26 protein-coding genes are annotated in these 26,353 nt (G+C 62.3%); 14 read left to right on the top strand and 12 right to left on the bottom strand.

The features are described from left to right. Window positions 1–72: 72 nt before the first annotated feature. Window positions 73–1,068: an inositol 2-dehydrogenase gene (gene iolG / locus ACQKP1_RS16935; protein ID WP_427276146.1), complete on the bottom strand. Its 996-nt coding sequence runs from the start codon at window positions 1,066–1,068 to the stop codon at window positions 73–75. A 206-nt stretch (window positions 1,069–1,274) separates the two neighbouring features. On the opposite strand from iolG, the gene ACQKP1_RS16930 reads away from it, so the two are divergent. From ACQKP1_RS16930 to ACQKP1_RS16900, 7 genes are all read left to right on the top strand, one after another. Further along, the gene (locus ACQKP1_RS16930) at window positions 1,275–2,093 is read left to right on the top strand and encodes a MurR/RpiR family transcriptional regulator (protein ID WP_427276145.1); all 819 of its coding nucleotides are present in this window, start codon (window positions 1,275–1,277) and stop codon (window positions 2,091–2,093) included. A gap of 120 nt (window positions 2,094–2,213) precedes the next feature. Continuing rightward, complete coding sequence (locus ACQKP1_RS16925) at window positions 2,214–4,142, top strand: bifunctional 5-dehydro-2-deoxygluconokinase/5-dehydro-2-deoxyphosphogluconate aldolase (protein ID WP_427276144.1); 1,929 nt, start codon at window positions 2,214–2,216, stop codon at window positions 4,140–4,142. Next, window positions 4,139–5,959 (top strand): 3D-(3,5/4)-trihydroxycyclohexane-1,2-dione acylhydrolase (decyclizing), encoded by a 1,821-nt coding sequence (iolD, locus tag ACQKP1_RS16920; protein WP_427276143.1) that lies wholly within the window; start codon window positions 4,139–4,141, stop codon window positions 5,957–5,959. The genes ACQKP1_RS16925 and iolD overlap by 4 nt, the downstream gene beginning before the upstream one ends. Window positions 5,960–5,961: 2 nt before the next feature. Further along, window positions 5,962–6,855 (top strand): myo-inosose-2 dehydratase, encoded by an 894-nt coding sequence (gene iolE / locus ACQKP1_RS16915; protein WP_427276142.1) that lies wholly within the window; start codon window positions 5,962–5,964, stop codon window positions 6,853–6,855. Window positions 6,856–6,960: 105 nt separating this feature from the next. Continuing rightward, window positions 6,961–7,227: a hypothetical protein gene (locus ACQKP1_RS16910; RefSeq protein WP_203017771.1), complete on the top strand. Its 267-nt coding sequence runs from the start codon at window positions 6,961–6,963 to the stop codon at window positions 7,225–7,227. A 23-nt stretch (window positions 7,228–7,250) separates the two neighbouring features. After that, window positions 7,251–8,060 carry a 5-deoxy-glucuronate isomerase gene (gene iolB, locus ACQKP1_RS16905; protein WP_427276141.1) on the top strand — a complete coding sequence of 270 codons (810 nt, stop codon included), beginning with the start codon at window positions 7,251–7,253 and terminating at the stop codon, window positions 8,058–8,060. 116 nt (window positions 8,061–8,176) lie between these two features. Then, window positions 8,177–8,707, top strand: coding sequence for a DUF3833 family protein (locus tag ACQKP1_RS16900; RefSeq protein WP_203017767.1), 531 nt, complete (start codon window positions 8,177–8,179; stop codon window positions 8,705–8,707). 2 nt (window positions 8,708–8,709) lie between these two features. Here the strand turns inward: ACQKP1_RS16900 and ACQKP1_RS16895 are convergent, their stop codons facing one another. From ACQKP1_RS16895 to ACQKP1_RS16885, 3 genes are read right to left on the bottom strand one after another with little or no spacing between them, the layout of a single operon-like run. Further along, complete coding sequence (locus ACQKP1_RS16895) at window positions 8,710–9,924, bottom strand: TIGR03862 family flavoprotein (protein WP_203017765.1); 1,215 nt, start codon at window positions 9,922–9,924, stop codon at window positions 8,710–8,712. 6 nt (window positions 9,925–9,930) lie between these two features. Continuing rightward, window positions 9,931–11,106 (bottom strand): aminotransferase, encoded by a 1,176-nt coding sequence (locus tag ACQKP1_RS16890; RefSeq protein WP_427276140.1) that lies wholly within the window; start codon window positions 11,104–11,106, stop codon window positions 9,931–9,933. A 20-nt stretch (window positions 11,107–11,126) separates the two neighbouring features. Beyond that, the gene (locus ACQKP1_RS16885) at window positions 11,127–12,113 is read right to left on the bottom strand and encodes a LysR substrate-binding domain-containing protein (protein ID WP_427276139.1); all 987 of its coding nucleotides are present in this window, start codon (window positions 12,111–12,113) and stop codon (window positions 11,127–11,129) included. 163 nt (window positions 12,114–12,276) lie between these two features. Between ACQKP1_RS16885 and speB the strand changes: the two genes are divergently transcribed. From speB to ACQKP1_RS16860, 5 genes are all read left to right on the top strand, one after another. Beyond that, window positions 12,277–13,332, top strand: coding sequence for an agmatinase (gene speB, locus ACQKP1_RS16880; protein ID WP_427276138.1), 1,056 nt, complete (start codon window positions 12,277–12,279; stop codon window positions 13,330–13,332). A 90-nt stretch (window positions 13,333–13,422) separates the two neighbouring features. After that, window positions 13,423–14,511, top strand: coding sequence for an ABC transporter substrate-binding protein (locus ACQKP1_RS16875; protein WP_203017757.1), 1,089 nt, complete (start codon window positions 13,423–13,425; stop codon window positions 14,509–14,511). A gap of 205 nt (window positions 14,512–14,716) precedes the next feature. Beyond that, a complete protein-coding gene (locus ACQKP1_RS16870; protein ID WP_427276137.1) occupies window positions 14,717–15,751 on the top strand; it encodes an ABC transporter ATP-binding protein in 1,035 nt (344 codons plus the stop codon). After that, entirely contained in the window at window positions 15,748–16,602 is an 855-nt protein-coding gene (locus tag ACQKP1_RS16865) for an ABC transporter permease (RefSeq protein WP_427276136.1), read from the top strand. Before ACQKP1_RS16870 ends, ACQKP1_RS16865 begins: the two co-directional genes overlap by 4 nt. After that, the gene (locus ACQKP1_RS16860) at window positions 16,599–17,399 is read left to right on the top strand and encodes an ABC transporter permease (protein WP_427276135.1); all 801 of its coding nucleotides are present in this window, start codon (window positions 16,599–16,601) and stop codon (window positions 17,397–17,399) included. Before ACQKP1_RS16865 ends, ACQKP1_RS16860 begins: the two co-directional genes overlap by 4 nt. 10 nt (window positions 17,400–17,409) lie before the next feature. On the opposite strand, the gene ACQKP1_RS16855 is transcribed toward ACQKP1_RS16860, so the two are convergent. Both ACQKP1_RS16855 and scpA read right to left on the bottom strand, forming a co-directional pair. Further along, window positions 17,410–19,005 (bottom strand): GMC family oxidoreductase, encoded by a 1,596-nt coding sequence (locus tag ACQKP1_RS16855; RefSeq protein ID WP_427276134.1) that lies wholly within the window; start codon window positions 19,003–19,005, stop codon window positions 17,410–17,412. Between the two features lie 23 nt (window positions 19,006–19,028). Then, entirely contained in the window at window positions 19,029–21,164 is a 2,136-nt protein-coding gene (gene scpA / locus ACQKP1_RS16850; RefSeq protein WP_427276133.1) for a methylmalonyl-CoA mutase, read from the bottom strand. Window positions 21,165–21,276: 112 nt separating this feature from the next. Between scpA and ACQKP1_RS16845 the strand changes: the two genes are divergently transcribed. Then, entirely contained in the window at window positions 21,277–21,546 is a 270-nt protein-coding gene (locus tag ACQKP1_RS16845; protein ID WP_203017749.1) for a type II toxin-antitoxin system ParD family antitoxin, read from the top strand. Next, window positions 21,536–21,877, top strand: a complete 342-nt coding sequence (locus ACQKP1_RS16840; RefSeq protein ID WP_427276132.1) for a type II toxin-antitoxin system RelE/ParE family toxin — start codon at window positions 21,536–21,538, stop codon at window positions 21,875–21,877. Before ACQKP1_RS16845 ends, ACQKP1_RS16840 begins: the two co-directional genes overlap by 11 nt. A 227-nt stretch (window positions 21,878–22,104) precedes the next feature. On the opposite strand, the gene ACQKP1_RS16835 is transcribed toward ACQKP1_RS16840, so the two are convergent. From ACQKP1_RS16835 to yghU, 6 genes are read right to left on the bottom strand one after another with little or no spacing between them, the layout of a single operon-like run. Then, entirely contained in the window at window positions 22,105–24,114 is a 2,010-nt protein-coding gene (locus ACQKP1_RS16835) for an acetyl-CoA carboxylase biotin carboxylase subunit (RefSeq protein ID WP_427276131.1), read from the bottom strand. A 5-nt stretch (window positions 24,115–24,119) separates the two neighbouring features. Beyond that, the gene (locus ACQKP1_RS16830; protein ID WP_427276130.1) at window positions 24,120–24,404 is read right to left on the bottom strand and encodes a DUF2442 domain-containing protein; all 285 of its coding nucleotides are present in this window, start codon (window positions 24,402–24,404) and stop codon (window positions 24,120–24,122) included. Next, window positions 24,385–24,621 (bottom strand): DUF4160 domain-containing protein, encoded by a 237-nt coding sequence (locus ACQKP1_RS16825; RefSeq protein WP_110792574.1) that lies wholly within the window; start codon window positions 24,619–24,621, stop codon window positions 24,385–24,387. Before ACQKP1_RS16825 ends, ACQKP1_RS16830 begins: the two co-directional genes overlap by 20 nt. Window positions 24,622–24,626: 5 nt before the next feature. After that, complete coding sequence (locus ACQKP1_RS16820; RefSeq protein ID WP_203017741.1) at window positions 24,627–25,040, bottom strand: hypothetical protein; 414 nt, start codon at window positions 25,038–25,040, stop codon at window positions 24,627–24,629. A 4-nt stretch (window positions 25,041–25,044) separates the two neighbouring features. Next, window positions 25,045–25,422 (bottom strand): hypothetical protein, encoded by a 378-nt coding sequence (locus ACQKP1_RS16815; protein ID WP_006724674.1) that lies wholly within the window; start codon window positions 25,420–25,422, stop codon window positions 25,045–25,047. Window positions 25,423–25,433: 11 nt separating this feature from the next. Next, a complete protein-coding gene (yghU, locus tag ACQKP1_RS16810) occupies window positions 25,434–26,348 on the bottom strand; it encodes a glutathione-dependent disulfide-bond oxidoreductase (protein WP_427276129.1) in 915 nt (304 codons plus the stop codon). Window positions 26,349–26,353 lie beyond the last annotated feature (5 nt).

Below are 26,353 nucleotides of genomic sequence, written 5' to 3'. Positions count from 1 at the left end.
ACGCCGCCCGAGGAGGTTCGGGCGGCGTTTCCATTCTGCGTGACCTTACGGTTACGCGGGAGCTCTTGCGTCTCAGTAGCTGACGGTAACGGCCGACTTGTCCTTGGCGGACTTGACGGCGGCGTCAGCGAGGGCTAGCGCAATCAGGCCGTCTTCCGCCGAGGGTGCCATCGGCGTGCCGTTGTCGAGCGCGTCGATGAAGGCAGAGATTTCAGCGGCATAAGCTGCCGTGTAGCGAGTCATGAAGAAGTCGTGCAGCGGCGGGCGGGTGTAGCCGTCCTTGTTGGCGACTTCGATCGAGACCGGGCGCTGATTTTCGGCCGAGACAGAACCCAGCGAGCCGTGGACTTCGATGCGCTGGTCGTAGCCGTAGGATGCGCGGCGGGAGTTGGAGATGATCGCCTGGCGGCCGCTCTTGGTCGTCAGGATCAAGGACGCACTGTCATAGTCGCCGAGTTCGCCGATCTTGGGATCGACCAGAACGGACGCCGAGGCCTGGACCGTTTCGATCTCTTCGCCGAGCAGGAAGCGGGCCATGTCGAAGTCATGGATAGTCATGTCGCGGAAGATGCCGCCGGAGACCTTGATATACTCGGCAGGCGGCGCGCCCGGGTCACGGCTGGTGATCGTGACCATCTCGACCTTGCCGATCGAGCCCTTGTCGATCTCCTTGCGCACGGCCTGGAAATGCGGGTCGAAGCGGCGGTTGAAGCCAAGCATGACCTTGCCGCCGACGGCGCGCACGGTCTCGAGGCAGGCCTTCGCACGGGCAACATCCAGATCGATCGGCTTTTCGCAGAAGATCGCCTTGCCGGCCTTGGCGAAGCGTTCGATCAGGTCTGCATGGGTGTTGGTCGGCGTGCAGATGATGACGGCGTCGATGTCCTTGTCGGCCTCGATCTCCTCGATCGTCTTCACCGCGCAGCCGGTCTGTGCCGCGATTGCGTTTGCGGCCTCGGCAAAGGCATCGGCGACTGCGACGAGTTTCGCGCGCTTGTCCTCGGCGATTGCCTTGGCGTGCACCTTGCCGATGCGGCCGGCGCCCAGAAGTGCCAGTCTCGTGACCATGTTCATTTCCTCCCTATGCGCCTTGGTCCCTCGTCAAAGGGCGGCGATTGTGATGTGCTTTTGGGTGCTCCTGACGGAGGCGCCTGATTGATGTTCCATTTCGCGCTGGCCAAGCCGATGTTTTGGAATATATGTTCTATTTTGCTAGATCTTGATACGGTTTCTGTCAAGCGGGACGGTGGCGCGGGGTAAGGATAGGAAAACGGATGAACGAAATCGGCGGACCGCAGACGATCAAGGACTTTGAAGATCGGCTGCTGGAAGTTTCCGGCAGCTTGCCGAAGCGGCTCAAGCAATGCGCCGACTATGTTGCGGCGAACAAGGATCGCATCGCGGTCTCCACGGTTGCCGAGATGGCGGAGGGTGCGGGCGTGCAGCCCTCCGCCTTCATGCGCTTCTGCCAGATCATGGGCTTCACAGGATTTTCCGAGATGCAGAAGCTGTTTCGGGAGAGCTTCGTGGGGGGGTGGCCCGACTATTCCACCCGTCTCCAGCATCTGCGCGAAAAAGCCGAAGGCTCGCCCTCGGCGCTTCTCGCCGAATTCGTTGAGGCAGGACGGCTTTCGCTGGAAAATCTCGTCAAAACCGTTGATCCCCAGGCGATGGAGGTGGCCGTCAAACAGCTTTCTGAGGCGCGCATGATCCACATCATCGGTCTGCGCCGCTCCTTTCCGGTCGCCAGCTACATGGCCTATGCCTTCGAGAAGATGGGCGTGCCAGCCATGTTGCACAGCGTCGTCGGCCGGCTCGATAACCATCATGCGATCCGCGAGGGAGACGCGCTGCTCGCCGTGACCTTCTCGCCCTATTCCGCCGAGACGCTCGAACTGGTCGAGCAGGTTCGGGCGCGCGGTGTTCCCGTCATCGCCGTCACCGATACGGTGGTCAGTCCGCTGCGCCGCATGGGTGCAACCCTGTTGTCGGTCTCCGAGGTCGATTTCGGTGCTTTCCGGTCGCTGTCGGCCACGCTCTGTCTGGCGATCACGCTGTCCGTCGCCGTCGGGACTGCGCGACAGGAAGGCTGAACGTCCGTATTGAAATTCTAAAAAATAGAATTTATAGTCCATTTTTAGATATGGCCGTTCCAAATCGTGGAATGGTTTCGAGGCGGGGCGTTAGATCCCGCATCACAGGGAGGACATCGCTTGGCTTCGCTCGATCTGATCACGATCGGTCGCTCGTCCGTGGACCTTTATGGGGCCCAGGTCGGCGGTCGGCTGGAGGACATGGCCTCCTTCAACAAGTATATCGGTGGATCACCGACCAATATCGCGGCTGGCACTGCGCGGCTCGGCTTGAAGTCGGCGCTGATTACCCGCGTCGGCGATGAGCATATGGGGCGCTTCATCCGCGAGCAGCTGATGCGCGAGGGCGTGGATGTGCGCGGCGTCAAGACGGACAAGGAGCGTCTGACGGCGCTTGTTCTGCTTGGCATCCGCGATGAGCATCAGTTTCCGCTGATCTTCTACCGCGAGAACTGTGCCGACATGGCGCTGTCGGAAGAGGATATCGATCCGGATTTCGTCGCAGAAGCGCGCTGCGTCTGCGCGACGGGCACGCATCTGTCGCATCCGCGCACGGAGGCCGCCGTACTCAAGGCGCTGAAGATTGCTCGCGAGAAGGGCGGTCTGACTGCGCTTGACATCGATTACCGCCCGAACCTCTGGGGTCTTGCCGGTCACGGCGACGGCGAAAGCCGCTTCGTCGAATCCGAGAAGGTGACGCGCAAGCTTCAGTCGACCCTGCATCTGTTCAATCTGATCGTCGGGACGGAAGAGGAATTCCACATTGCCGGCGGTTCGACCGACACGATCGAGGCGCTGAAGGCGGTTCGCAAGGTGTCCTCGGCCACGCTCGTCTGCAAACGCGGCCCCATGGGCGCTGTGGTCTTTGACGGTGCGATCCCCGACAGTCTCGATGCCGGCCAGACCGGCCAGGGTTTCCCGATCGAAGTCTTCAACGTCCTCGGCGCCGGCGACGGCTTCATGTCGGGACTGCTCAAGGGCTGGCTCACCGGCCAGGACTGGCCGACCTCGCTGAAGTTTGCCAATGCCTGCGGTGCATTCGCCGTCTCGCGCCACGGCTGCACACCGGCCTATCCGAGCTGGGAAGAGCTGCAATACTTCTTCCGCACTGGCATCAGGAACAAGGCGCTGCGCAAGGACGAGGCTCTGGAGCAGGTGCATTGGTCGACCAACCGCAAGAATGACTGGTCGACCATGCGGGTCTTTGCCTTTGACCACCGCATGCAGCTCGAAGCCATGGCCAAGGATGCCGGCGTTTCGGAGGAGAAGATCGGTGCCTTCAAGAACCTCTGCCTGGATGCGGCACTTAAAGTCTCCGACGGCAATTCCGGTTATGGCCTGCTCTGCGACAGCCGTCTCGGTCGTGAGGCACTTTATCGCGCGGCCGGCACGGGTCTCTGGATTGGTCGCCCAGTGGAATGGCCGGGTTCGCGTCCGCTGACTCTGGAGCCCGAGATCGGCCCGGATTTTGGCGGTCTTGTCGAATGGCCTGTGGATCATGTGGTGAAGGTACTCGCCTTCTATCACCCGGACGATACGCCGGAGATGAAGTCCGAGCAGGAGCAGACGGTGCTCAGGCTCTTCCATGCGGCGCGCCGCAATCGCCTCGAATTCCTGCTGGAGGTCATCCCCTCCAAGGTCGGCGCCTGTAACGACGAGACGGTGGCCAAGATTATCGAGCGTTTCTACGAAATCGGCGTCTATCCCGACTGGTGGAAGCTGGAGCCGATGAAGACGACCGCGTCCTGGGCCAATGCCTGCAACGCCATCGAACGCAACGACCCGAACACGCGCGGCATCGTGGTGCTTGGTCTCGATGCACCGCAGGCGGAGCTTGAGGAGAGCTTCCAGCTTGCCGCCGGTTTCGATCTGGTGAAAGGTTTCGCCGTCGGACGCACCATCTTCGGCGACGCCGCGCGCAAGTGGCTCGCTGGCAGCATCACGGATGGTCAAGCCGTGGAGGACATGGCGGCCCGTTACCAGAGCCTCTGCGCGATTTGGGATGCGGCACGCCAAAAGGCGGTTTCCGCCAAGGGAGGAAAAGCATGAAGACGATCCGGCTGACCGCCGCCCAGGCGATGATGCGTTACCTCGCCAACCAGATGAATGAGGACGGCGTTCCCTATATCGCCGGCATGTGGGCGATCTTCGGTCACGGCAATGTCGCCGGCATCGGCGAGGCGCTCTACGGCATCCGCGACGAGTTGCCGACCTATCGCGGCCAGAACGAGCAGTCGATGGCGCATGCGGCGATCGCCTATGCCAAGCAGCTCGGCCGTCGCCGCGCCATGGCGGTTACCTCCTCGATTGGCCCCGGCGCACTCAACATGGTGACGGCTGCGGCGCTCGCGCATGTGAACCGCCTGCCGGTGCTCTTCATCCCCGGCGATGTCTTCGCCAATCGCGGCCCCGATCCTGTGCTGCAGCAGATCGAGGATTTCGGCGACGGCACGATGTCGGCGAATGACTGCTTCCGTCCCGTCTCGCGCTACTTCGACCGGATCATGCGGCCGGAGCAGCTTCTGACCGCTTTGCCGCGCGCCATGCGCACGCTGACCGATCCCGCCGATTGCGGCCCTGTGACGCTTGCCTTCTGCCAGGACGTCCAGGCCGAGGCCTATGATTATCCCGAGAGCTTCTTTGCCAAAAGGACTTGGCGTTTCCGCCGTCCGGAACCCGATGTCGTCGAATTCGAAGCGGCTGTTGCGGCGCTGAAGACGGCGAAGAACCCCGTGATCGTCGCCGGTGGCGGCGTGCATTTTGCAGGCGCCACCGACACCCTCAAGGCCTTTGTCGAAAAGCACCAGATCCCCGTCGTCGAGACGCAGGCCGGCAAGTCGGCACTGGCCTGGGACCATAACCTCAACTTCGGTCCTGTCGGTGTGACCGGTGCCGAAAGCGCCAATGTCGTCTCCGAAAAGGCAGATCTCGTGATCGGTGTCGGCACGCGCTTCCAGGATTTCACCACCGGGTCCTGGGCGCTGTTCAAGAACCCTGATCGCAAGATCCTGGCGCTCAATGTCCAGCCTTACGACAGCGCCAAGCATGATGCGATCCCGTTGGTGGCGGATGCGAAAATCGGCCTGGAAAAGCTCTCGGCGGCGCTCGGTGATCACACGTATGCCGCACCGGATGCCGGTCTCAAGGCCTCCTGGTTTGCCAAGGCGGATGCCGTGACGGCGGCTCCCAAGGACAGCAATTCGCTGCCGACCGACATGCAGGTGATCGGCGCCGTGCAGCGCGCCTCGCGCGACAACACGGTCGTCATGTGCGCCGCCGGCACCATGCCGGGCGAGCTGCACCAGCTTTGGAAGTCGAAGCTGCCGCTCTCCTATCACATGGAATACGGCTTCTCCTGCATGGGCTACGAGATCGCCGGCGGTCTCGGTATCAAGATGGCCGAGCCCGAGCGCGACGTCATCGTCATGGTCGGCGATGGCTCCTACATGATGATGAATTCGGAGCTCGCAACTGCTGTCGGCATGGGCGTGAAGATCACCGTGGTGATCACCGACAACAGGGGCTACGGCTGCATCAACCGCCTGCAAATGGGCACCGGCGGGGCGCAGTTCAACAACCTCTACGCCCATTCGAATGTCAGCCCGATCGCCATCGATTTTGCCGCTCATGCGGCGTCGATGGGGGCGAAGGCGCACAAGGTGTCGTCGATCTCAGAGTTGGAAGCGGCGCTGAATGCCGCCCGCGAGGCGACCGAGACCACTGTTATCGTCATCGATACCGATCCTTATCCAACCACCGGTGCCGGCGGCTACTGGTGGGATGTCGCGGTGCCGGAAGTCTCCGCCCGCGCCGAAGTCAATCAAGCCCGCGTTGACTATGAAGCGGCTCTGAAGGAAAGAAACTGATCATGATCCTTTTCGGAACCAACCCGATTGCCTGGTCGAACGATGACGACCGCCGTCTCGGCGCCCATATCAGCCTGGAACAGTGCCTGGACGAAACCGCCAAGATCGGTTTCGACGGCATCGAGAAGGGTCACAAACTGCCGACCGATCCCGAAGGCTTGAAGTCGGTGCTCGAGCCGCGCGGCCTGAAATTCGTCTCCGGCTGGCACTCGCTGAACCTGCTGACCAACTCGATCGAGGACGAAAAGGCCGCCATGCAGCCCTTCCTCGACGTGCTGAAGGCCATGGGCTGCAAGGTCATCATCGTCTGCGAAACTTCGAACGCCATCCATGGCGCCGATGACACGGCGCTTGCCGACCGTCCGGTCCTGTCTGATGCCGAATGGCCCAAGTTCGGTGCTGGCGTCGAGGCGCTGGCGGAGTTCTCGGCTGCCCAAGGCATCTCGCTGGTCTATCACCACCACATGGGGACGGTTGTCGAGACCGAGGCCGAGATCGACAAGCTGATGGAACACACGGGCCCGCATGCCAAGCTGTTGCTCGACACCGGCCATTGCTATTTCGGCGGCGGCAATCCGGAAGCGGTTGCAAAAAAGTACATGCATCGCGTCGGCCATATCCACGCGAAGAATGTCCGTCCCGTCATCGCCGATCAGGTGCGGAGCGAAAAACTCTCCTTCCTCGAAGGCGTTCGTCGCGGCGTGTTCACCGTTCCCGGCGATAGCGAAGGCGGCGTTGATTTCACGCCGGTTCTAAAGATCGCCGCCGAGCATGGATATCAGGGCTGGATCGTCATCGAGGCCGAGCAGGATCCAGATGTGCGCAATCCCTTTGAGTATCAGAGCCTCGGCCTGAAATCGCTCAAGGGCTTTGCCAAGGATGCCGGCCTCATCTGAATTGAACACGGGGTGGGGATATAATCTTCGCCCCGTGTTTTGACAGCACACGGATTTGGGCTCTATTGCAGGCGACCCATTCACAAGACTGCCGGGAGCAAAGCGTTGAAGTTCCAGATCCTCGATCCGACCCATCCCTTCTTCAAGCCGCTTTATCGCCGCATCCTCTGCGTCGTGCTGCCGCTGGCCTGGGCCGGGGTGGAGTATTCGAATGGTGCCACCGGCTGGGCGATGGTCTTCGTGGTGGCTGGTCTCTATGCGGGTTACGAGCTGCTTTTCATGTATGATCACACGATGAAAAAAGCGGAAGCCAAGGCCGAGGCCGAGCGTGTCAGGATCGCTGCCGAAGCGGAGCGTTCCGACGCGGATTGATTAAAAAATTTGGGAGACGAGGAATGACGGATCTGTTGCGCAAGCCTTCCGGCAAGACCGGCAAGGTACACGATATCACGCCGGCGAGCGCTGGCTGGGGCTATGTAGGATTCGGCCTCTATCACCTGAAGGCGGGTGAGCGTGCGGCAGAGCAGACCGGTGAAACGGAAGTCATCCTCGTCCTTGTCGAGGGCAAGGCCGAAATTTCCGGCGGCGGCAAGGCGTTCGGCGAACTCGGCCATCGGATGTCGGTGTTCGAGAAAACCCCGCCGCATTGCGTCTATGTGCCGGCCGGCAGCGACTGGTCGGCGGAAGCGACGACCGATTGCGTGCTCGCGATCTGTACTGCTCCGGCCATGCCCGGTCGCGAAGCGCAGCAGATCGGCCCCGATGGCATCTCCTTTGTCGAGCGCGGCAAGGGCGCCAATACGCGTTATATCTATCCGATCGCCATGGAAGATCGCGACGTCGCCGACAGCCTGCTGGTCACGGAAGTCTTCACGCCCTCGGGCAACTGGTCGTCCTACCCGCCGCATCGGCATGACGAGGACAATTTCCCCGAGATGACCTATCTCGAGGAGACCTACTACCACCGCCTCAACCCTGCTCAGGGCTTCGGTTTCCAGCGTGTCTTCACCGAAGACGGCTCGCTGGACGAAACCATGGCGGTGTCGGATGGCGACGTGGTGCTTGTGCCGAAGGGGCATCACCCCTGCGGCGTGCCGCATGGCTACGAGATGTATTATCTCAACGTCATGGCCGGGCCGCTGCGCAAGTGGCGCTTCCAGAACCATCCGGAGCATGACTGGATCTTCAAGCGCGACAATCCCTGACATGGGCGTGAAGGCAGCCTTTGCTTTCACGAAAGCGTTTCCTGGAACAATCCCAGATCCGTTCATCGATTGGCGCCGTAGTGGATGCACAACGCGCCAATGATGGAGACGCACCCATGCCCAAGTTCAGCTTGGCCCTTGTCGGGCTTGCCCTGAGCCTGTTGCCGTCCGCCGGACAGGCGGCCGACAGGTTTACGTTCGAGGATTACTTTACGGGACGCACCGAGGCTGTCGGTTCATTCAGCGCCATTAATGGCGTGAAGCGAACCTTCACGGTCGATCTGACCGGCAAATGGGACGGCAAGACGCTGACGCTGCGCGAAGACTTCGTCTTCGATGATGGCACGAAGGATCGTAAGACCTGGCGCTTCACCAAGACCAGCCCGACTACCTATAGCGGCACCCGCGAGGATGTGATCGGCGAGACCAAGGTGACGCTCAACGGGGCGGTCGCCCGCTTTAACTATCTCGTCTATCTGAGCCCGGAGACACAGGGCAACAAGGTGCGTTTCTGGGACAAGATGGTGCTGCGTGAGGACGGGACGGTTCTGAATACGGCGCTCGTCACCAAGTTCGGTATTCCGGTCGCCAAGACGACCGTCGAGTTCCGTAAGCCTGGCGCCTCGCACAAAACCGCCAGCCGCTGAGGTCAGCCGCTTTGCGTATCGAGCCAGCGGCCGATCCCTTCGGCCGCGGCAATGCCGGTCGCGAAACAGGCCGTGAGCAGATAGCCGCCCGTCGGCGCCTCCCAATCCAGCATTTCGCCTGACACAAAGGTTCCCGGGCGCGCCTTCAGCATGAAGTGGTTGTCGAGCGCATCGAAGGCGACGCCCCCGGCCGTCGAGATGGCTTCGGCGATGGGGCGAGGGCGTTTGACAGGGAGCGGCAGGGCTTTGATGAGGTGTGCCAGCGCCTCCGCATCCAGCTGGTTCGCATCCGGTGTCACCTCACGCAGCAGTGCTATCTTCACGCCATCGAGATTAGCGGCCTTCTTGAGCCGCGTGGAAAAGCTGGCCTTGCGGTCCTGACGCGCGAGGTCAACTGAAAGCTTCTCTGTCGTTCGCCCCGGCGTGAGGTCGAGGATCAATGCGGCATGGCCATCCCGGTCGAGCGTGTCTCTCAGTGCCGCCGAATGGGCATAGATCAGGCTACCCTCGATGCCACCTTTGCTGATCACGAATTCACCCTGGATGGTGCCCGCTGCAGAGCTGGCCTTCACCGATTTGATCGGCTGGCCGGAGAAGCGACTGTCGAAGTGTTCGGAAAAATCACAGTCGAAGCCGCAATTGGCGGGGCGGAGCGGCGTGATCTCAATGCCTTCGGCTTTTAGTTGGGGCACCCAGGCCGCATCCGAACCGAGCTTCGGCCAGCTCGCACCACCGAGTGCAAGAAGCGTAGCGTCGGCGGTCACGCGCTTCTGACCATCCGGCGTTTCGAAGAGCAGGGCATCTCCGTCGAAACCCGTCCAGCGGTGGCGGGTGAGGATGGTCACGCCCAGTCCTTCGAGCCGTTTCAGCCAGGCGCGCAAGAGCGGCGATGCTTTCATCACCTTCGGAAAGACGCGGTCGGAGGAGCCGACAAAGGTTTCCGTGCCGAGATCAGCTGCCCAGACCCGAATGGCCTCCGGCGTCATCAGGTCGAGCACCGGGCGCAGCCGGCTGTTGGCTGCGCCGTAACGGGTGACGAAGCGCGCATAGTCCTCGGCATGAGTGATGTTGAGGCCGGATTTGCCCGCGAGCAGGAACTTGCGGCCGACCGTCGGCATGGCATCATAGATGGTGACGCGATGGCCCTTGCCGGCGAGATGCTCCGCCGCCATCAGGCCCGCCGGGCCGCCGCCGATGATCGCCACGCTCTTCTGCATAAGTGATCAGCCCAGCTTGAAGGTCGAAAGACGGGCGACCAGACCTTCGATTGTTGCGCTGTCGGCATTGGCGAAGGCGAAGCGCAGGTAGTCCTGGCAGTCGTCGCCGAAATAGGCGCCGGGGATGCAGAGCACGCCCGCCTTCTTCGCCAGTCGTTCGGCCACCTCTGCCGAGCCGCGACCTGGGAAAGGATGGCGGATGAAGGCGAAATAAGCGCCGAGCGAGTCCATCTTCCATGCGGGAAGCTTGGCCATGACGCCTTCCAGCGTTTCGGCGCGCTTGAGGATTTCGAGACGGTTCTCGTCGCGCCACGCCTTCAGTGCCGGAATTGCCTTTGCAACGGCCGCCTGGGGTGCACGAGGTGCGCAGATCTGCAGGTTGTCCATCACCTTGGCGATTTCCGAGACGGCGCGGGGGCCGGCGGTGATCGCGCCAAGTCGATGGCCTGGGATGCAGAAGGATTTGGAGAAGGAGTAGAGCAGGATGAGGTTCTCTTCCCAGCCGGGGATCGAGAGCAGATCATGCGGGCGGCCTTCGCCGGGCAGGAAGTCGCGATAGGTCTCGTCGAGAATGAGGAAGGCGCCGGCCTTGCGGCAGGCGTCGAAAGCCTGGCGCAGGAGATCCGCAGGATAGATGGCGCCCGTCGGGTTGTTGGGCGAGACCAGCGCCACGGCCTTGACGCCCTTCGCCAGGACGGCCTCGATGCCTTCGATGGTGGGTACGAAGCCGGTTGCCGGATCGAGCGGGATCAGCTCGCGACGAATGCCCATCATTGCCAGCGTGGTTTCCTGGTTGAAGTAGAAAGGATCGGTCAGCGCCACCGCATCGCCGCTTGCGGCAATTGCAGAGACTGTTGCCATGAAGGCCTGGTTGCAGCCCGCGGTGATGTGGATGTTGTCGGCCGTGACCTGCGCGCCGTAGACGGCAGCAACCTCCGCCGCATAGGCCTCGCGCAGCGGCGCTTCGCCTTCGATCGGGCCGTAGCCGGCATTCGCCCGGGCGGAAGCGGCCTCGGCCAACCAGGTGAAGAGATCGGGGTGTGGCGGATAGCCGGGCACGGCCTGGCTCAAATCGATCATCGGGCCGCTCGCGCCATCATAGGCGCGTGCCCAGGCAAAAACCGAAGGCACCGGCGGGGCCGAGAGATCTGCGACGAGCGGATTGAAGGGGGCGGCGGGCATGTCTCTTGTCCTCGGTGTTATCAGCTCTCTTCCGAGAGCACGGCAGTGGTGTTGGTGTTGCGCTTGCGGGTTGAGGGCAGGCCTCGTCCCGAAGGGCGGCTTGCCGGGCGCGGTTGGGCGGTGCGCTCGGTTTCGATCATGTCGAAGATCCAGTCGATGAAGACCTTGGCGATCGGGGCGGCGCGAACATCGTTGCGGGCGGCGACATAGAAGGCATCCGGTGCTGGCACTGCGAGATCGAAGGGGATCACGAGTTCGCCGGCGGCAATCAGGCTTGATGCCGTGATGCTGTCTCCCAGCGCCACGCCCTGGCCGAAACGGGCTGCCTCGGTCGAGAGCCTAGCATCGCCCATGAAATGTTCACGCGCTTTTGGCATGTCGAGTTCGTCGGCGGCCGCGAGCCAGCTTCGCCATTCGCGTCCGTCGTCGCCATGCAGCAGCACATGGTCACGCAGATCGCGGGTCGAGCGCAGCGGCCGCGTGTTGAGCAAAGTGGGACTGACCACCGGAAAGAGATCAAACGTGCTCCAGAGCCGTGTCCAGCAATCCTTCCAGCCGCCCGGGCCATAGAGGATCGCTATGTCTATGTCGGGGGAATAGATCAGGCTGGAATCATTGCTGGAGGTCAACGTCAGGCTGATTTCGGGATAGCGATCGGTGAAGGAGCCGAGGCGAGGCACGAGCCACAGCGAAAGCAGGGCGGGCACGCAGGAGATGCGCAGGCTGCCGCTGGTCGAGGGGCGGTTCATCAGCGCTGTTGCCGCTGCAATGCCATCGAAGGCCTGGGTGACGGCCGGCAAGAGAAGCGCGCCCTGGGGCGTCAGTTTCAGCCGCTTGCCGCCGCGCTCGAAGAGTGCGGTCTTCAGCGTTTCCTCAAGGCTGCGGATCTGATGCGATATCGCGCCATGGGTGACGCTCAGCTCCCGCGCTGCAGCCGAGATCGAGCCGCGGCGAGCCGCGGCCTCGAAGGCGCGCAGGGGGTTGAGCGGGGGCAGGCGGCTTGCCATGACTGGTTCAGGATCCGTGAATTTTTCTCACATCGATTGCTATAACATCGTGAATTGATTTTCCAAGTCTGTTGCGGGTTAATGCTCACAATAAAGGCAGGTGCGGATCGTGCCGCAAAAATGGACGATGGTCTCTCCATTGTTCACAAACAGGGAACGAGACATGACTTTCGACGAAAAGCGCTTGGCCGCGCTGCGCGAGAAATACGGAAACGACAAGGCCGGCGAGATCTTCGATCCGAAGTTTGCCAAGGTCGGCGAGAAGATCTTCTCGAACGGTACGCGCGCTGCCCCTTACGCCGGCGTGCCGACCTTCGTGTCCGCGCCCTATCGCCAGGTCGATCAGCGCAATCCTGAGGTCAGCGACCTCGATGTCGCGATCGTCGGCGTGCCGATGGACCTAGGTGTGACCAACCGTCCCGGCTCGCGCTTCGGGCCTCGGGCGCTGCGGGCCATCGATCGTATCGGCCCCTACAATCACGTGCTCGAATGCGCGCCGGTCTTCGATCTGAAGGTCGCCGATATCGGAGACGTGCCCTTTTCCAGCCGTTACCGGCTGGAAATGAGCCATGATGACATCGAGGCCTATCATACGAAGCTGGTTGCTCAAGGCGTTCTGCCGCTTTCCGTCGGCGGTGACCATTCGATCACTCATCCGATCATGAAGGCGATTGCCAAGAAGCACGGCCCGGTCGGTATGATCCACATCGACGCCCATTGCGATACCGGCGGCGCCTTCGACCAGACGAAGTTTCACCATGGCGGCCCGTTCCGGAATGCCGTGCTCGATGGCGTGCTCGACCCTGTCAGGACGATCCAGATCGGCATTCGCGGACCTGCCGAATATCTCTGGGAGTTCTCCTACGAGTCCGGCATGACCGTAATTCATGCCGAGGAGATCAACGGTCTAGGCATTCCCGCAATCATCGAAAAGGCGAAGGCCGTGATCGGCGACGGTCCGACCTATCTCTCCTTCGATATCGACAGCCTCGATCCAAGCGTCGCTCCCGGCACCGGCACGCCCGAGGTGGGCGGCCTGACATCGCGCGAGGCGCTGGAACTGATCCGTGGCTTCAAGGGCATCAACCTTATCGGCGGTGACGTCGTCGAAGTCGCGCCGCAATATGACGCGAACCACAATACGGCGCATGTGGGCGCACAAATCCTCTTCGAAATCCTCAGCCTGATGGTCTACAGTCCGGCGATCAAAGGGCGCTGAGCGCTTATATTCCGGACGGCTCCTGCGGTCCGGCCACCGATACAGATGAACGGGCGAAAACGCCTCAACAACAACCAAGGGAACAGGACCATGAAAGACATTTTCTCCACTTCCGTCAGCCGGCGCGGCGTGCTCGCGGGCTCTGCCGCCATTGCTGGCACGCTCGCCATGCCGTCGATCCTACGCGCCCAGGACAAGTCGATCAAGATTGGCGTCTATGGCGGCTACTTCAAGGACTCGTTCGACGCGAACATCTTCCCGGAATTCACCAAGGCAACCGGCATTGCCGTCGAATCCATCGCCGAGCCGACCGGTGAAGCCTGGCTCGTGCAGCTCGAACAGGCCGCCAAGGCCGGCCAGGCACCGGCTGACCTTTCGATGATGTCGCAGGTCGCGATGCTCAAGGGCCAGGCGACCGAGCTCTGGGCGCCGATCGACATGGCGAAGATCAGCAATGCCTCGGGCCTGATAGACCGCTTCGTCAACAAGTATCCGGATGGTCGCGTCGCCGGCGTCGGTGCCGTTGCCTGGTACATCACGCTGGTCACCAATACCGATGTTTACAAGGAAGCCCCGACCTCCTGGGAAGCCCTGTGGGATCCGGCGAATGCCGACAAGCTCGGCCTTCTGGCGCTTGTCTCCAACTCCTTCCTGCTGGAAGTGACAGCCAAGACCTTTATGGGCGGCACCAACGCGCTCGATACCGAAGAGGGTATCCTGAAGGCGCTGGAGAAGCTTGCAGAAGTGAAGCCGAATGTGCGCCTCTGGTATCGCGACGAGGCACAGTTCGAGCAGTCGCTGAAGTCGGGCGAAATCCCGATGGGCCAGTATTACCACGACGTCACGGGCCTTGCCGCTGCGGACGGCCAGCCGGTTCGCTCGACCTTCCCGAAGGAAGGCGGCATTCAGGACTCCGGTTGCTGGGCTCTGTCGCGCGCTTCGGCCAAGACCGAGGAAGCGCATATCTTCATCGACTACATGTGCCAGCCTTCGGTTCAGGCGACCCTGTCGCGCAAGGTCGGCACGGCGCCGACGGTCAAGCGCGAGCTGCTCGATCTGACGGCAGAAGAATTCGCCGCCGTTTCCTCTGACATCGAGCCGATCACGCCGCGTTATGATCTCTACCAGACCAAGTCGGACTGGCTGAACCAGAAGTGGACCGAGCTGATCGTCGGTTGATAGCGGCAGAGGCTCGCCCCTCATCCGCCTGCCGGCACCTTCTCCCCGCTCGCGGGGAGAGGGTAGGGTGAGGGGCGCTTGCTCCGGTCTAAAACGCATATCTCGTCGTATGTGACGGCATAGCGTTTGCAAGACAATTCGGGCGTGAGATGCTATTGCCGCGCCAAAGGGCTTTGAGCCTGCACCATTTGATTTCGGAGACATGATGTCCGGCCTCGCCCTTAATTCCGTCACCAAGCAGTTCGGCCCGTTCACGGCGGTCGATCAGGTCGAGCTTTCCGTGCCGCATGGCACCTTCGTCTGCCTGCTCGGCCCCTCCGGCTGCGGCAAGACCACATTGCTGCGCATGATCGCCGGGCTCGACAGCCCGACCAATGGTGCGATCGTGCTGGATGGCAAGGACATCACCCAGGTGCCGACGCACAAGCGCGATCTCGGTATGGTCTTCCAGTCGCTGGCGCTTTTCCCGCATCTGACCGTCGGCGAGAACATCGCCTATCCCTTGCGCATCCGAGGCATCGGTCGTGAGGAGCAGGTGAAGCGCGTTGACGAGCTGCTCTCGATGATCCACCTGACTGGCTATGCCGACCGGCCCGTGCACAAGCTCTCAGGCGGCCAGCGGCAGCGCGTGGCGATTGCCCGGGCGCTCGCCATCTCGCCCAAACTCTTTCTGCTCGATGAGCCGCTCTCGGCGCTCGATGCCAAGCTGCGCGAGGCGATGCAGGTCGAGCTGCGCAAGCTGCAGCAGCAGCTCGGCATCACGACGATTGTCGTGACCCATGACCAGCGGGAGGCGATGACCATGGCCGATACCGTCGTTGTCATGAATGGCGGCAAGATCCGACAGGCGGCGAGCCCGATCGAGATCTATCGCAAACCCGCTGACCGCTTCGTGGCCGATTTTATCGGTTCGACCAATCTCCTGCCGCTGAACGCGCAGGGTGGTACAGCGCTGGTGCTCGGTCATGCCGTCGCCGGCATATCGGCGCCGTCGGGGCAGGGGCAGGCCAGCCTCTCGGTTCGCCCCGAGGATGTGAAGCTCGCGGCCCCCGGCGAAGGCCGCATTACCGGCAAGGTCACCTTCATCCGCGATCTCGGCGGCACGATCGAGACCTTCCTCGACGTTTCCGGCACCGAAGTCGTCGCCGTCTCGACACCGCGCGAGCGGCCGGTCGTCACCGTCGGTCAGGATGTCGGCATCGCCATCGATCCCGAAACCGCCGTGGTGCTCTCAGCATGAGACGCGAGCCCCCGAAAACCGCACTCGACTATGCGCCGCTCGCCTTTCCGGCGGGCATGCTGATCCTGTTCTTCGTCGTGCCCTTCGCGACGATGATCGCCGTCTCCTTCTTCAAGCGGGATCCGACCGGCTTCTATTCGCCGGATTTCGTTTTCGACAACTACGCCCGTTTCCTGTCGTTCTTCTTTGGGGGCGTGCTCAGCTTCTCACTGGGGCTTGCGATCGCCGTTGCCGTGGTCTGCGTGACGCTGGCGTTGCCCTTCACCTATCTGCTCGCGCGCATGTCGCGCAAAGCGCAGGTGCTGTGGCTGGTGGCGCTCCTCTCCGTGCTGTCACTCTCGGAAGTCATTATCGGCTTTGCCTGGTCGACACTGCTTTCGCGCACGGCCGGAATCACCAACCTGCTTGTGATGATCGGCTTGATGGAAAGCCCCGTGGCACTCATGCCGAATTTCGGCGCTGTGCTGACTGGCATGACCTATCAGGCGCTACCCTACACGGTCCTCGTGCTCTACCCCGCGCTGGTCCGGCTCGATCCGACACTGACGGAAGCGGCGCGAACACTCGGGGCCTCGCCGCTCAGGGCTTTCTTCACGGTCGTCGTGCCGGCTCTGCGCAACACGCTGATTGCGACGCTGATCATGGTCTTCATCTTCGCGCTCGGCTCATATCTTTTGCCGCAGATTCTTGGTCGCCCCTCCCACTGGACGCTGTCGGTGCTGATCACCGATCAGGCCATCTACCAGTCGAACATGCCGTTTGCGGCAGCCATGGCCGTGTTCCTCGTGCTGGTCACGCTCGGCATGGTGGCGCTGACGCTCCTCATCGGTCGCAAGGGAGAGCCAGCATGAACACGGCTCTGACCCGTCTCTACTTCACGCTCATCGGCATTTTCCTTGCTGCGCCCATCGTCGTGGTCGCCGGCGTCTCGGTGAATGCCAAGCAGAGCCTCAACTTCCCGCCGCAGGGCTTTTCGCTGTCGTGGTACAGCGCGATCTTCACCGATCCCGGCTGGCGGGCGGCTCTGTTCGCCTCCGTTATCCTCGCGCTCTGTGCCGCTGCTCTTGCCGTTGCCATCGCGCTGCCGCTTGCCTGGTTCCTGTGGCGCCGCCTTGCGCCCTGGGCACAGGTCTTCCAGCTGCTCGGCATCGCGCCTTTTACGCTGCCGCCCGTCATCACGGCGCTGGGTTTGCTCACCTTCTGGGCCGCGACCGGTTTCTACGGCCAGCCCTGGACGGCCGTCATCAGCCACGCAATCTTCTTCGTCACGCTACCGCTGGTGACGCTGTCGCTCGGCTTCTCGGCGATCGACCGCTCGCTGGTCGAGGCGGCTGCCACCATGGGGGCCGACGACCGGACGATCTTCCGCACGGTCGTTTTGCCGCTGATCGCGCCCTATCTCGTCTCTGGCTATGCCTTCGCCTTCGTGCTCTCGCTCAACGAATACATCGTCGCCTATATGACGGTCGGCTTCGTCATGGAGACGCTGCCGATCAAGATCTTCAACGCGCTGCGCTACGGCTATACGCCTGTGATGGCTTCGGTGACGATCCTGTTCGTGGCAGTTGCCGCCATCATCTTCGGCCTCGTTGCCCGCTTCGGCGACCTACCGAAGCTGCTCGGGGCGAATGCCGACGATCGCAGCTGATGGTCTGGCGTCAGCGGTGGTCCTCAAGGATCATCGCGGCCGCCTTCTCAGCGATCATGAGGGTGGGGGAATTCGTGTTGCCTGAGGTGATCGTCGGCATGACCGAGGCATCGGCGATGCGCAGGCCCTTCAAGGCGCGGAGCCGCAGGCGCGGATCGACGACGCTGTCCGGATCCGCCCCCATGCGGCAGGTGCCGACGGGATGGAAGATCGTCGTGCCGATATCGCCGGCCGCCTTTTCCAGCTCTGCGTCGCTTTCGAGATCAGGTCCGGGGCGGTACTCCTCGGGGTGATAGCGGGCAAAGGCGGGCTGGGACGCGATGCGGCGGGTAAGCCGGATCGACCGGACGGCGACGTCGCGGTCGCCTGATGTCGAGAGGTAGTTCGGCGCGATCTTCGGCTGGGCGGCGAAGTCCGGCCCTGAGATATGCACCGAGCCCCGGCTTTCGGGTCTGAGATTGCAGACACTCGCCGTCATCGCCGGGAAGGGATGAACGGGATCGCCGAACTTGTCGAGCGAGACCGGCTGGACATGATATTCGAGGTCGGCGGTTTCCTTGTCCGGGCCAGAGCGGGTGAAGATGCCGAGCTGGCTCGGGGCCATCGACATCGGGCCAGAGCGGCGCCAAGCATATTCCAGCCCGATCATCGCCTTGCCGTAGAGGCTCGACGCGCGCTCGTTTAGGGTCAGCACGCCCTTGACCTTGAAGACGAGGCGCAGTTGCAGATGGTCCTGCAGGTTCTCGCCGACGGCGGGCAACTCCCGTACCGTCTCGATGCCGGCATTTTGCAGGACATCGCCACGGCCGATGCCGGAGAGTTCCAGGATCTGCGGCGAGCCGATGGCGCCGGCTGACAGCACCACTTCGCGGCGGGCGACAAAGCGCTTCAACTCGCCGTCGTGATGCACCTCGGCGCCGGTTACGCGGTCGCCCTCTATCGTCAGGCGCTTGACATGGGCGCGGGTGAGGATGGTCAGGTTCCTGCGGTGGCGGATCGGTTTCAGAAAGGCTTTCGCCGTGTTCCAGCGGATGCCGGAGCGCTGGTTGACCTCGAAGAAGCCGGAGCCCTCGTTGTCGCCGCGATTGAAATCGTCGGTTTCCGGAATGCCCGCCTGTTTGGCCGCCTCGCGAAAGGCCTCCAGCACATCCCAGCGGAGCCTCGCCTTTTCTACGCGCCATTCGCCACCGGCGCCATGTTTGTCGTCGGCTCCCCGGTGGAAGTCTTCCGTCCTCTTGAAGAGGGGCAGCACATCATCCCAGCCCCAGCCTTCACAACCCATCTGGCGCCACTGGTCGTAGTCGCGGGCCTGGCCGCGCATGTAGATCATGCCATTGATCGAGGAGCAGCCGCCGAGCACTTTGCCGCGCGGATAGCTGATGGCGCGACCGTTCAGGCCCGGCTCGGCTTCCGTCTTGAAGCACCAATCGGTGCGCGGATTGTTGATGCAGTAGAGATAGCCGACCGGGATATGGATCCAGTGATAGTTGTCGCTGCCGCCGGCTTCGAGCAGCAGCACACGGCGCGCGGGATCGGCGGAGAGCCGGTTCGCGAGCAGGCAGCCGGCAGTGCCGGCGCCGATGACGATGTAATCGTAGGTCTCCATGCTCCTCCCCGAGCCGTCAGCCTTCAACTGTTTCGCAGGCGACCCTCAAGCAGGTCAAGCACGGAGCGCGCGGCATCCATGACATTGGTGCCCGGACCGAAGACGGCGGAGACACCATGCTCCAACAGGAAGTCGTAATCCTGGCGCGGAATGACCCCGCCGACCACGACGATCACGTCATTCGCGCCCTTGGCCTTCAGCGCCTCGACCAGCTGCGGCGCGAGCGTCTTGTGGCCGGCAGCAAGCGAGGACATGCCGACGACCTGGACCTTGTTGGCTACGGCCAAGTCTGCTGCTTCCTCTGGCGTCTGGAAAAGCGGGCCGGCCACGACATCGAAGCCGATATCGCCGAAGGCAGAGGCAATCACCTTGGCGCCCCGGTCATGGCCATCCTGGCCGAGCTTGGCGATCAGGATGCGCGGCTTGGACGCCGCTTTGCCGTAATCCTTGAGGCGTGTCGACAGCGTCTCCATTTCCGGATCGCCCTCATAGGCCTTGCCGTAGATGTCGTGGACCACTTCCGGCGTTGCGGCATGGTCGCCGAACACAGCCCGCATGGCATCCGAAATCTCGCCGACGGTGGCGCGCGCCCGGGCCGCCTCGACAGCGGCTTCGAGCAGGTTGCCCTCGCCTGAGCGGGCGATATCGGTGAGGCGCGCAAGGGTTTCGCTCACCCGCTTCGGATCCCGCTGGCGGCGCGTCTGCTCGATGCGTCTGACCTGCGACAGCCGAACGGCGGTGTTGTCGATTTCGAGGATGTCGATCGGCGCCTCGTTTTCCAGACGGAACTTGTTGACCCCCACGATTACTTCCTCGCCCCGGTCAACGGCTGCCTGGCGGCGGGTGGCGGCCTCCTCGATCAGGCGCTTCGGCAGGCCGTCATCGACAGCCTTGGTCATGCCACCCAGGCTTTCGACCTCCTCGATCAGCGCCCAGGCTTTTTCCGCCAGTTCGTTGGTCAGGCTCTCGACATAGTAGGAGCCTGCCAGCGGATCGACCACCTTGGTCACGCCCGTCTCGTTCTGCAGGATAAGCTGGGTGTTGCGGGCGATGCGCGCGGAAAATTCCGTCGGTAGGGCAATCGCCTCGTCGAAGGAATTGGTATGCAGCGACTGCGTGCCGCCCAGCGCTGCCGACATGGCCTCAAACGCGGTGCGGATGATGTTGTTGTAGGGATCCTGTTCGGCCAGCGACACGCCCGAGGTCTGGCAATGGGTGCGCAGCATCAGGCTCGACGCCTTTTTCGGCTCGAATTCCTGCATGATGCGGGTCCAGAGCAGGCGGGCGGCGCGTAGCTTCGCCGCCTCCATGAAGAAGTTCATGCCGATGGCGAAGAAGAAGGAGAGGCGACCAGCGAATTCGTCGACATTCAGCCCCTTGGCGATGGCCGCGCGGACATATTCGCGCCCGTCCGCCAGGGTGAAGGCAAGCTCCTGCACCAGCGTCGCACCCGCCTCCTGCATGTGGTAGCCGGAGATCGAGATCGAGTTGAACTTCGGCATCTCCTTCGCCGTGTATTCGATGATGTCGGCAATGATCCGCATCGAGGGCTCGGGCGGGTAGATATAGGTGTTGCGGACCATGAACTCCTTGAGGATGTCGTTCTGGATGGTCCCCGACAGCTTCTCACGCGAGACACCCTGTTCCTCTCCGGTGACGATGAAATTGGCGAGGATCGGGATGACGGCGCCATTCATGGTCATCGACACGGAGATGTCCTGCAATGGAATGCCGTCGAACAGGATCTTCATGTCTTCGACCGAGTCGATCGCCACACCCGCCTTGCCGACATCGCCCTCGACGCGCGGATGATCCGAGTCATAGCCGCGATGGGTGGCAAGGTCGAAGGCGACCGAGACGCCCTGCTGACCTGCGGCAAGCGCCTTGCGGTAGAAGGCATTCGATTCCTCCGCCGTCGAGAAGCCGGCATATTGCCGGATTGTCCATGGCCGCCCTGCATACATGGTGGCGCGCGGCCCGCGCACAAAGGGGGCAAAGCCCGGCAGGCTCTCGAGATGGCCGATGCCGGCAATGTCGTCTGCCGTATAAAGCGGCTTCACCGGAATGCCCTCGGGCGTGTTCCAGACGAGGCTGTCCGCCGGACGCTTCAATTCCTTCTCGGCAAGCGCCTGCCAGTCGGCGATGGTTTTCTTGGTCATCGATGCGATCCTTATCTGAAGGCTGCGCGGTTCGGCGGTTTGCCGAGGGAGGTGAGTTTGACGGGGTTTCGGGGCCGGGCTATTCTTGTGAGCCTAACCGGAGCGCCTTGCCATGACCGTGAAAGCCTCTGTCTCGCTCTCGCCCCAGCAGGCGGAATTCGCACGCAAGCTGGTCGAGGACGGCCATTTTCCAAGCCTTGCCGCCGTCGTCGAGCGGGGGCTTGATCTGGTGCGCGAAGAGACGGAGATGCGGGAAGAGGATCAGGAAGCGTTGCGTGCTCTTCTTCTGCGTCGGATGGAAGGGCCATTTCTCTCGGAAGAAGAGAGCCGAGTGCAGATCGAGGAGATGATCGCGCGCAAGAAGGTCGAGTATGGCCTATGAAATCAGGCGTACCAAAGACAGCATCCAAGATCTCGATGCAATCTTCGACCACCTGGTAAGCACCTATCTTGGCTTCGGCGACGAATTGCAGGTTGCCTATGAGCGGGCGGGGAAGCGGGTTCGCGGAATAACGGCAGACATGTTTGCGCTGGCCGCCTATCCACATCGCGGCACGCTGGATGCAGGCCTTGGCTTCGACCTTCGACACTTTTCGAAAGACAATGCTGTCATTCACTTCCGTATAGACGAGGCGGCTAAAGTCGTTCACGTCCTTGCCGTCTTCTTCGGCGGGCAGGACCATCAGCGGCATATGCTGAAGCGGCTGTCCTAGGCGGCTTTTCTTCGTCTGCCGGCGTTCCGCGCGGGTACCCCCCTCTGTCCTGCCGGACATCTCCCCCTCAAGGGGGGAGATCACGGTGGGGCTTGCCTTCTGCCAAATTGCTGACGTCGAGTTAGTGAGTCGGGCGAAACGCCAGCGGCCACTCTCACCCCTTGAGGGGTAGATGTCGGCGTAGCCGACAGAGGGGGGTACCCCGACCGCAATTGCCGACGGCGTCCTCACCCCTCGAACTCCATGATCAACTCATCGACCGCCAGACTCTGGCCCGGCTTGACGACGATCTTCTTCACCGTGCCGCGGCGTTCTGCCTTCAGGATGTTTTCCATCTTCATAGCCTCGACGGTGGCGAGCGCCTGACCGGCTTCGACAGTCTCGCCTTCCTTCACGGCCACCCCGGTGATCACGCCCGGCATCGGGCAGAGCAGCATCTTCGACGTATCCGGCGGCAGTTTTTCCGGCATGAGTTTCGCAAGCGCTGCGACACGCGGCGAGCGGACGCGGACGGTCAAATCCATGCCGCGCCAGCGGAGCCGGATGGCGGGGCCCTTGAGGTCGACCTTCACCGCGAGCGTGTCACCGCCGATGTCGACGGTTGCCAGTGTCTGGCCGGGCTGCCAGTCGGTGGCGACCACCATCTCGTTGCCGGTCTCGAATGCGACACGCGTGTTGCCGGTGCCTTCGGTGACGGCCAGCGCGTGGTCGCTACCGGCCAGATTGACGACCCAGTCTTTGCCGAGTTTGCGGGTATGGTTGCCGATCGTGCCGGAGATCTGGATCGCGCGCGCCTGCAGGCGATGGTTGATCACCGCGGCGATGGCAGCGAGCTTTTCAGCTGAGGCGGCATCCGGCGTCACGCCGCTAAACCCGTCCCTGAACTCCTCGGCGATATAGGCCGTGGTGATCTTGCCTGAGCGGAATCGATCCTGGTTCATCACCGCCGAGAGGAAGGGCAGATTGTGGCCGATGCCTTCGACCTCGAAGCTGTCGAGCGCTTCCGACATCGCGTCGATGGCGGTCAGGCGATCGGGAGCCCAGGTGCAGAGCTTGGCGATCATCGGGTCGTAATACATCGAGATCTCGCCGCCTTCGAAGACGCCGGTGTCGTTGCGGACAACGGTTCCCTCGGCGGTCATTCCTTCTGCCGGCGGGCGGTAGCGGGTGAGGCGACCGATCGAGGGCAGGAAGTTGCGATAGGGGTCTTCGGCATAGAGCCGGCTTTCGATGGCCCAGCCATTGAGCTTCACATCCTCCTGGCCGAATGAGAGTTTCTCGCCGGCCGCGACGCGGATCATCTGCTCGACGAGATCAAGGCCGGTCACCAGTTCGGTGACGGGATGCTCGACCTGCAGGCGGGTGTTCATCTCGAGGAAGTAGAACTTGTTTTCCTTGCCATCGACGATGAACTCGACCGTGCCGGCGGAGTGATAGCCGACGGCTTTTGCCAAGGCGACTGCCTGTTCGCCCATGGCCTTGCGGGTGGCGGCATCGAGGAAGGGCGAGGGGGCCTCTTCGATGACCTTCTGGTTGCGCCGCTGGATCGAGCATTCGCGTTCGCCGAGATAGAGCGTGTTGCCGTGCTTGTCGCCGAGCACCTGGATTTCGATATGGCGCGGTTCGGTGACGAATTTCTCGATGAAGATGCGGTCGTCACCGAAGGAATTCTTCGCCTCGTTCTTCGACGACTGGAAGCCTTCACGGGCCTCTTCGGCATTCCAGGCGATGCGCATGCCCTTGCCGCCGCCGCCGGCCGAGGCCTTAATCATCACGGGATAGCCGATCTCATCGGAGATTTTTACCGCCTCGTCGGCATCGGCAATCAGGCCCATATGACCGGGCACGGTCGAGACGCCGGCCTCTGCCGCCAGCTTCTTCGAGGTGATCTTGTCGCCCATGGCCTGGATCGCGTTCACTGGCGGGCCGATGAAGGTGACGCCTGCCTTTTCCAGCGCCTCGGCAAAACCGGCATTTTCCGAGAGGAAGCCGTAGCCGGGATGCACCGCATCCGCGCCGGTCTGTCTGATGGCATCGAGGATCTTGTCGATGACGATATAGGACTGGTTCGACGGCGCCGGGCCGATATGCACCGCCTCATCGGCCATCTCGACATGCAGCGCATTGCGGTCGGCATCGGAATAGACGGCGACCGTCTTGATGCCGAGCTTCTTGGCGGTCTTGATGACCCGGCAGGCAATTTCGCCCCGGTTGGCGATGAGGATTTTCTGGATCATTGTGGTCACTCGGCAGCTTGAGCAGGTGGGACGGCGCCGGGAGCGGCACCTCCGATGATGAGCGCCTTGGCGCTGATATATTCGTCGATGTCTTCCCAGCCGACGGCGTCACCGAAGGGGAGGATTTCCCCCTTGGCGCGTTGGTCATGCGATGCCTTGGCGAGCCGCGGATACCACCAGAGCGGCGCCACGATCCTGCGCCCATCCATCATGTCGAAGATGATGCTGTCGTCCGTGACGTCCACGGAGCGGATCTGCAGTTGCCGCTCATCAATGTCCAAAGTGGTCATTCCACGCCTCCTCGAAACCCTGCCGGTGTTCCGCGACGACTTTGAGGATAGCATTCACCTCATGTGCCGCGAAGCCTGCGTTGCGGGCAACACCGAGATCCCGCAACCACACTTTCAACTGCTTTCCGTCCTTCAGGACGTGAATATGTGGCGGCTCGCCGATCTCCTTCGAGTAGAAAAGAAAACGATGTCCTTTCCAGAGAAGGAGTGTCGGCATGCCCGCTATTCCCTGACCTTCTTTTTCAAGCCTTTCGCCACGCTCTTTTCGTCCTTCACCTCGCCAAAGGCTTCCGGAAAGTTCTTCCGCGCCAGCTGCTCGTTGATCTTGAGCTTGGCGAAGTAGGATTGCGGATCAAAACCGCGCTCGGCGGCAATCACTTCGCGGCCGAACAGGCGGCAGAGGCGTTCACCGTCGAGATTGCCCCGCTCGAAAGGTTCGGTGCCGAAATACTGCCAGAGCGCTTGCATGAAGCCGAGGTCGGCGAGTGCAACCGTCTGGTCCATTGTGCGGTGGCGCGGCCAGTTTGTCACCGGCGTCACCTTTGGGTTCGGCCGGCGGATCGTGTATTGCCACTGGGTTCCCGGCAGACCGAGCGGAAAGCCCTGGTGTTTCGGCATAAGCGGATCTTTTGCCATGGGTTTAGACCTCGAACACGTCTTCGAAGGATTCCGGGAAGCTCTTGCGGGCGACGCGCTCGTTGATGACGAGCATCTCGTCATAGGATTGCGGGTCAAAGTCCTTGTTGACGGCCACGACCTCGCGGCCGAACAACAGGCTGAGGCGGGCTGCATCGAGATTGCCACGGACGAATGGTTCTGCCCCGAACTGGTGCCAGAGCGCATGCAGAAAGGCGGCGTCGATCCGGTGCTCCTTCGTCCCCGGCCGCGCCTTACGCGGCAGGGTCTTGATCGGGGTGACACCCTTGTCATTGGCGCGGCGAATGGTGAACTGCACACCGGTCCCCGGCATGCCGGAGGGAAAACCGCGATGTTTGATCATGTCGGGTGCTTTGGACATACCGCTCTCCCTCACGCCTGATCGGCCAGTTTGTCCTGCGTCTTCGTCAAGAAGTCGGAGGCGTCGTGGCGTTCATGCAGCTGTTCGGAGAGCGGACCGGAGGTCTTGTTGACCATGGCGCCACGCTTCACACCCGGGCGGACGGCGAGCTGCTTGGTCCAGCGCTGGACATGTTCGTATTCGTCGACCGAGAGGAAAGTGCCGGCATCATCATAGGCGCCGTGCAGGGCGAGACGTCCATACCAGGGCCAGATCGCCATGTCGGCAATCGTGTAGTCCTGGCCGGCCATGAACTCGTTGTTGGCGAGATGGCGGTCCAGTACGTCCAGCTGGCGCTTCACCTCCATGGCGTAGCGGTCGATGGCATATTGGATCTTCATCGGCGCATAGGTGTAGAAATGGCCAAAGCCGCCGCCGAGGAAGGGCGCGGAACCCATCTGCCAGAACAGCCAGTTTAGCGTTTCCGCGCGTGCCCGCGTCTCGGACGGCAGGAAGGCGCCGAATTTTTCCGCGAGATAGGTCATGATCGAGGCACTCTCGAACAGGCGGATCGGCTCGCCGCCATCGACAGGCGCATGGTCCATTAAGGCCGGGATCTTGGAATTCGGATTGACCTCAACGAAGCCCGAGGAGAACTGGTCGCCCTTGCCGATATTAATCAGCCAGGCATCGTATTCGGCGCCCTCGTGACCGGCTGCCAGCAGCTCCTCCAGCAGTATCGTCACCTTCTGGCCGTTCGGCGTGCCCAGCGAATAAAGCTGCAGCGGATGTTTGCCGACCGGGCGTTCCTTGTCATGCGTAGCACCCGCGATCGGGCGGTTGATATTGGCAAAGGCGCCGCCATTGCCGGGCTCCCAGGTCCAGACCTTCGGGGGCTGATAGCCGGCGGGCAGGTTCTTCTCGGGCGGGAATTTTGTCTCGGTCATGAAAT

The organism is Allorhizobium sp. NPDC080224 (assembly GCF_050281005.1).
In the GTDB taxonomy this organism is placed as follows: Bacteria; Pseudomonadota; Alphaproteobacteria; order Rhizobiales; family Rhizobiaceae; genus Allorhizobium.
Note: the sequence above shows the minus strand (reverse complement) of the source record. Positions and strands in the feature narration are given on the sequence as shown.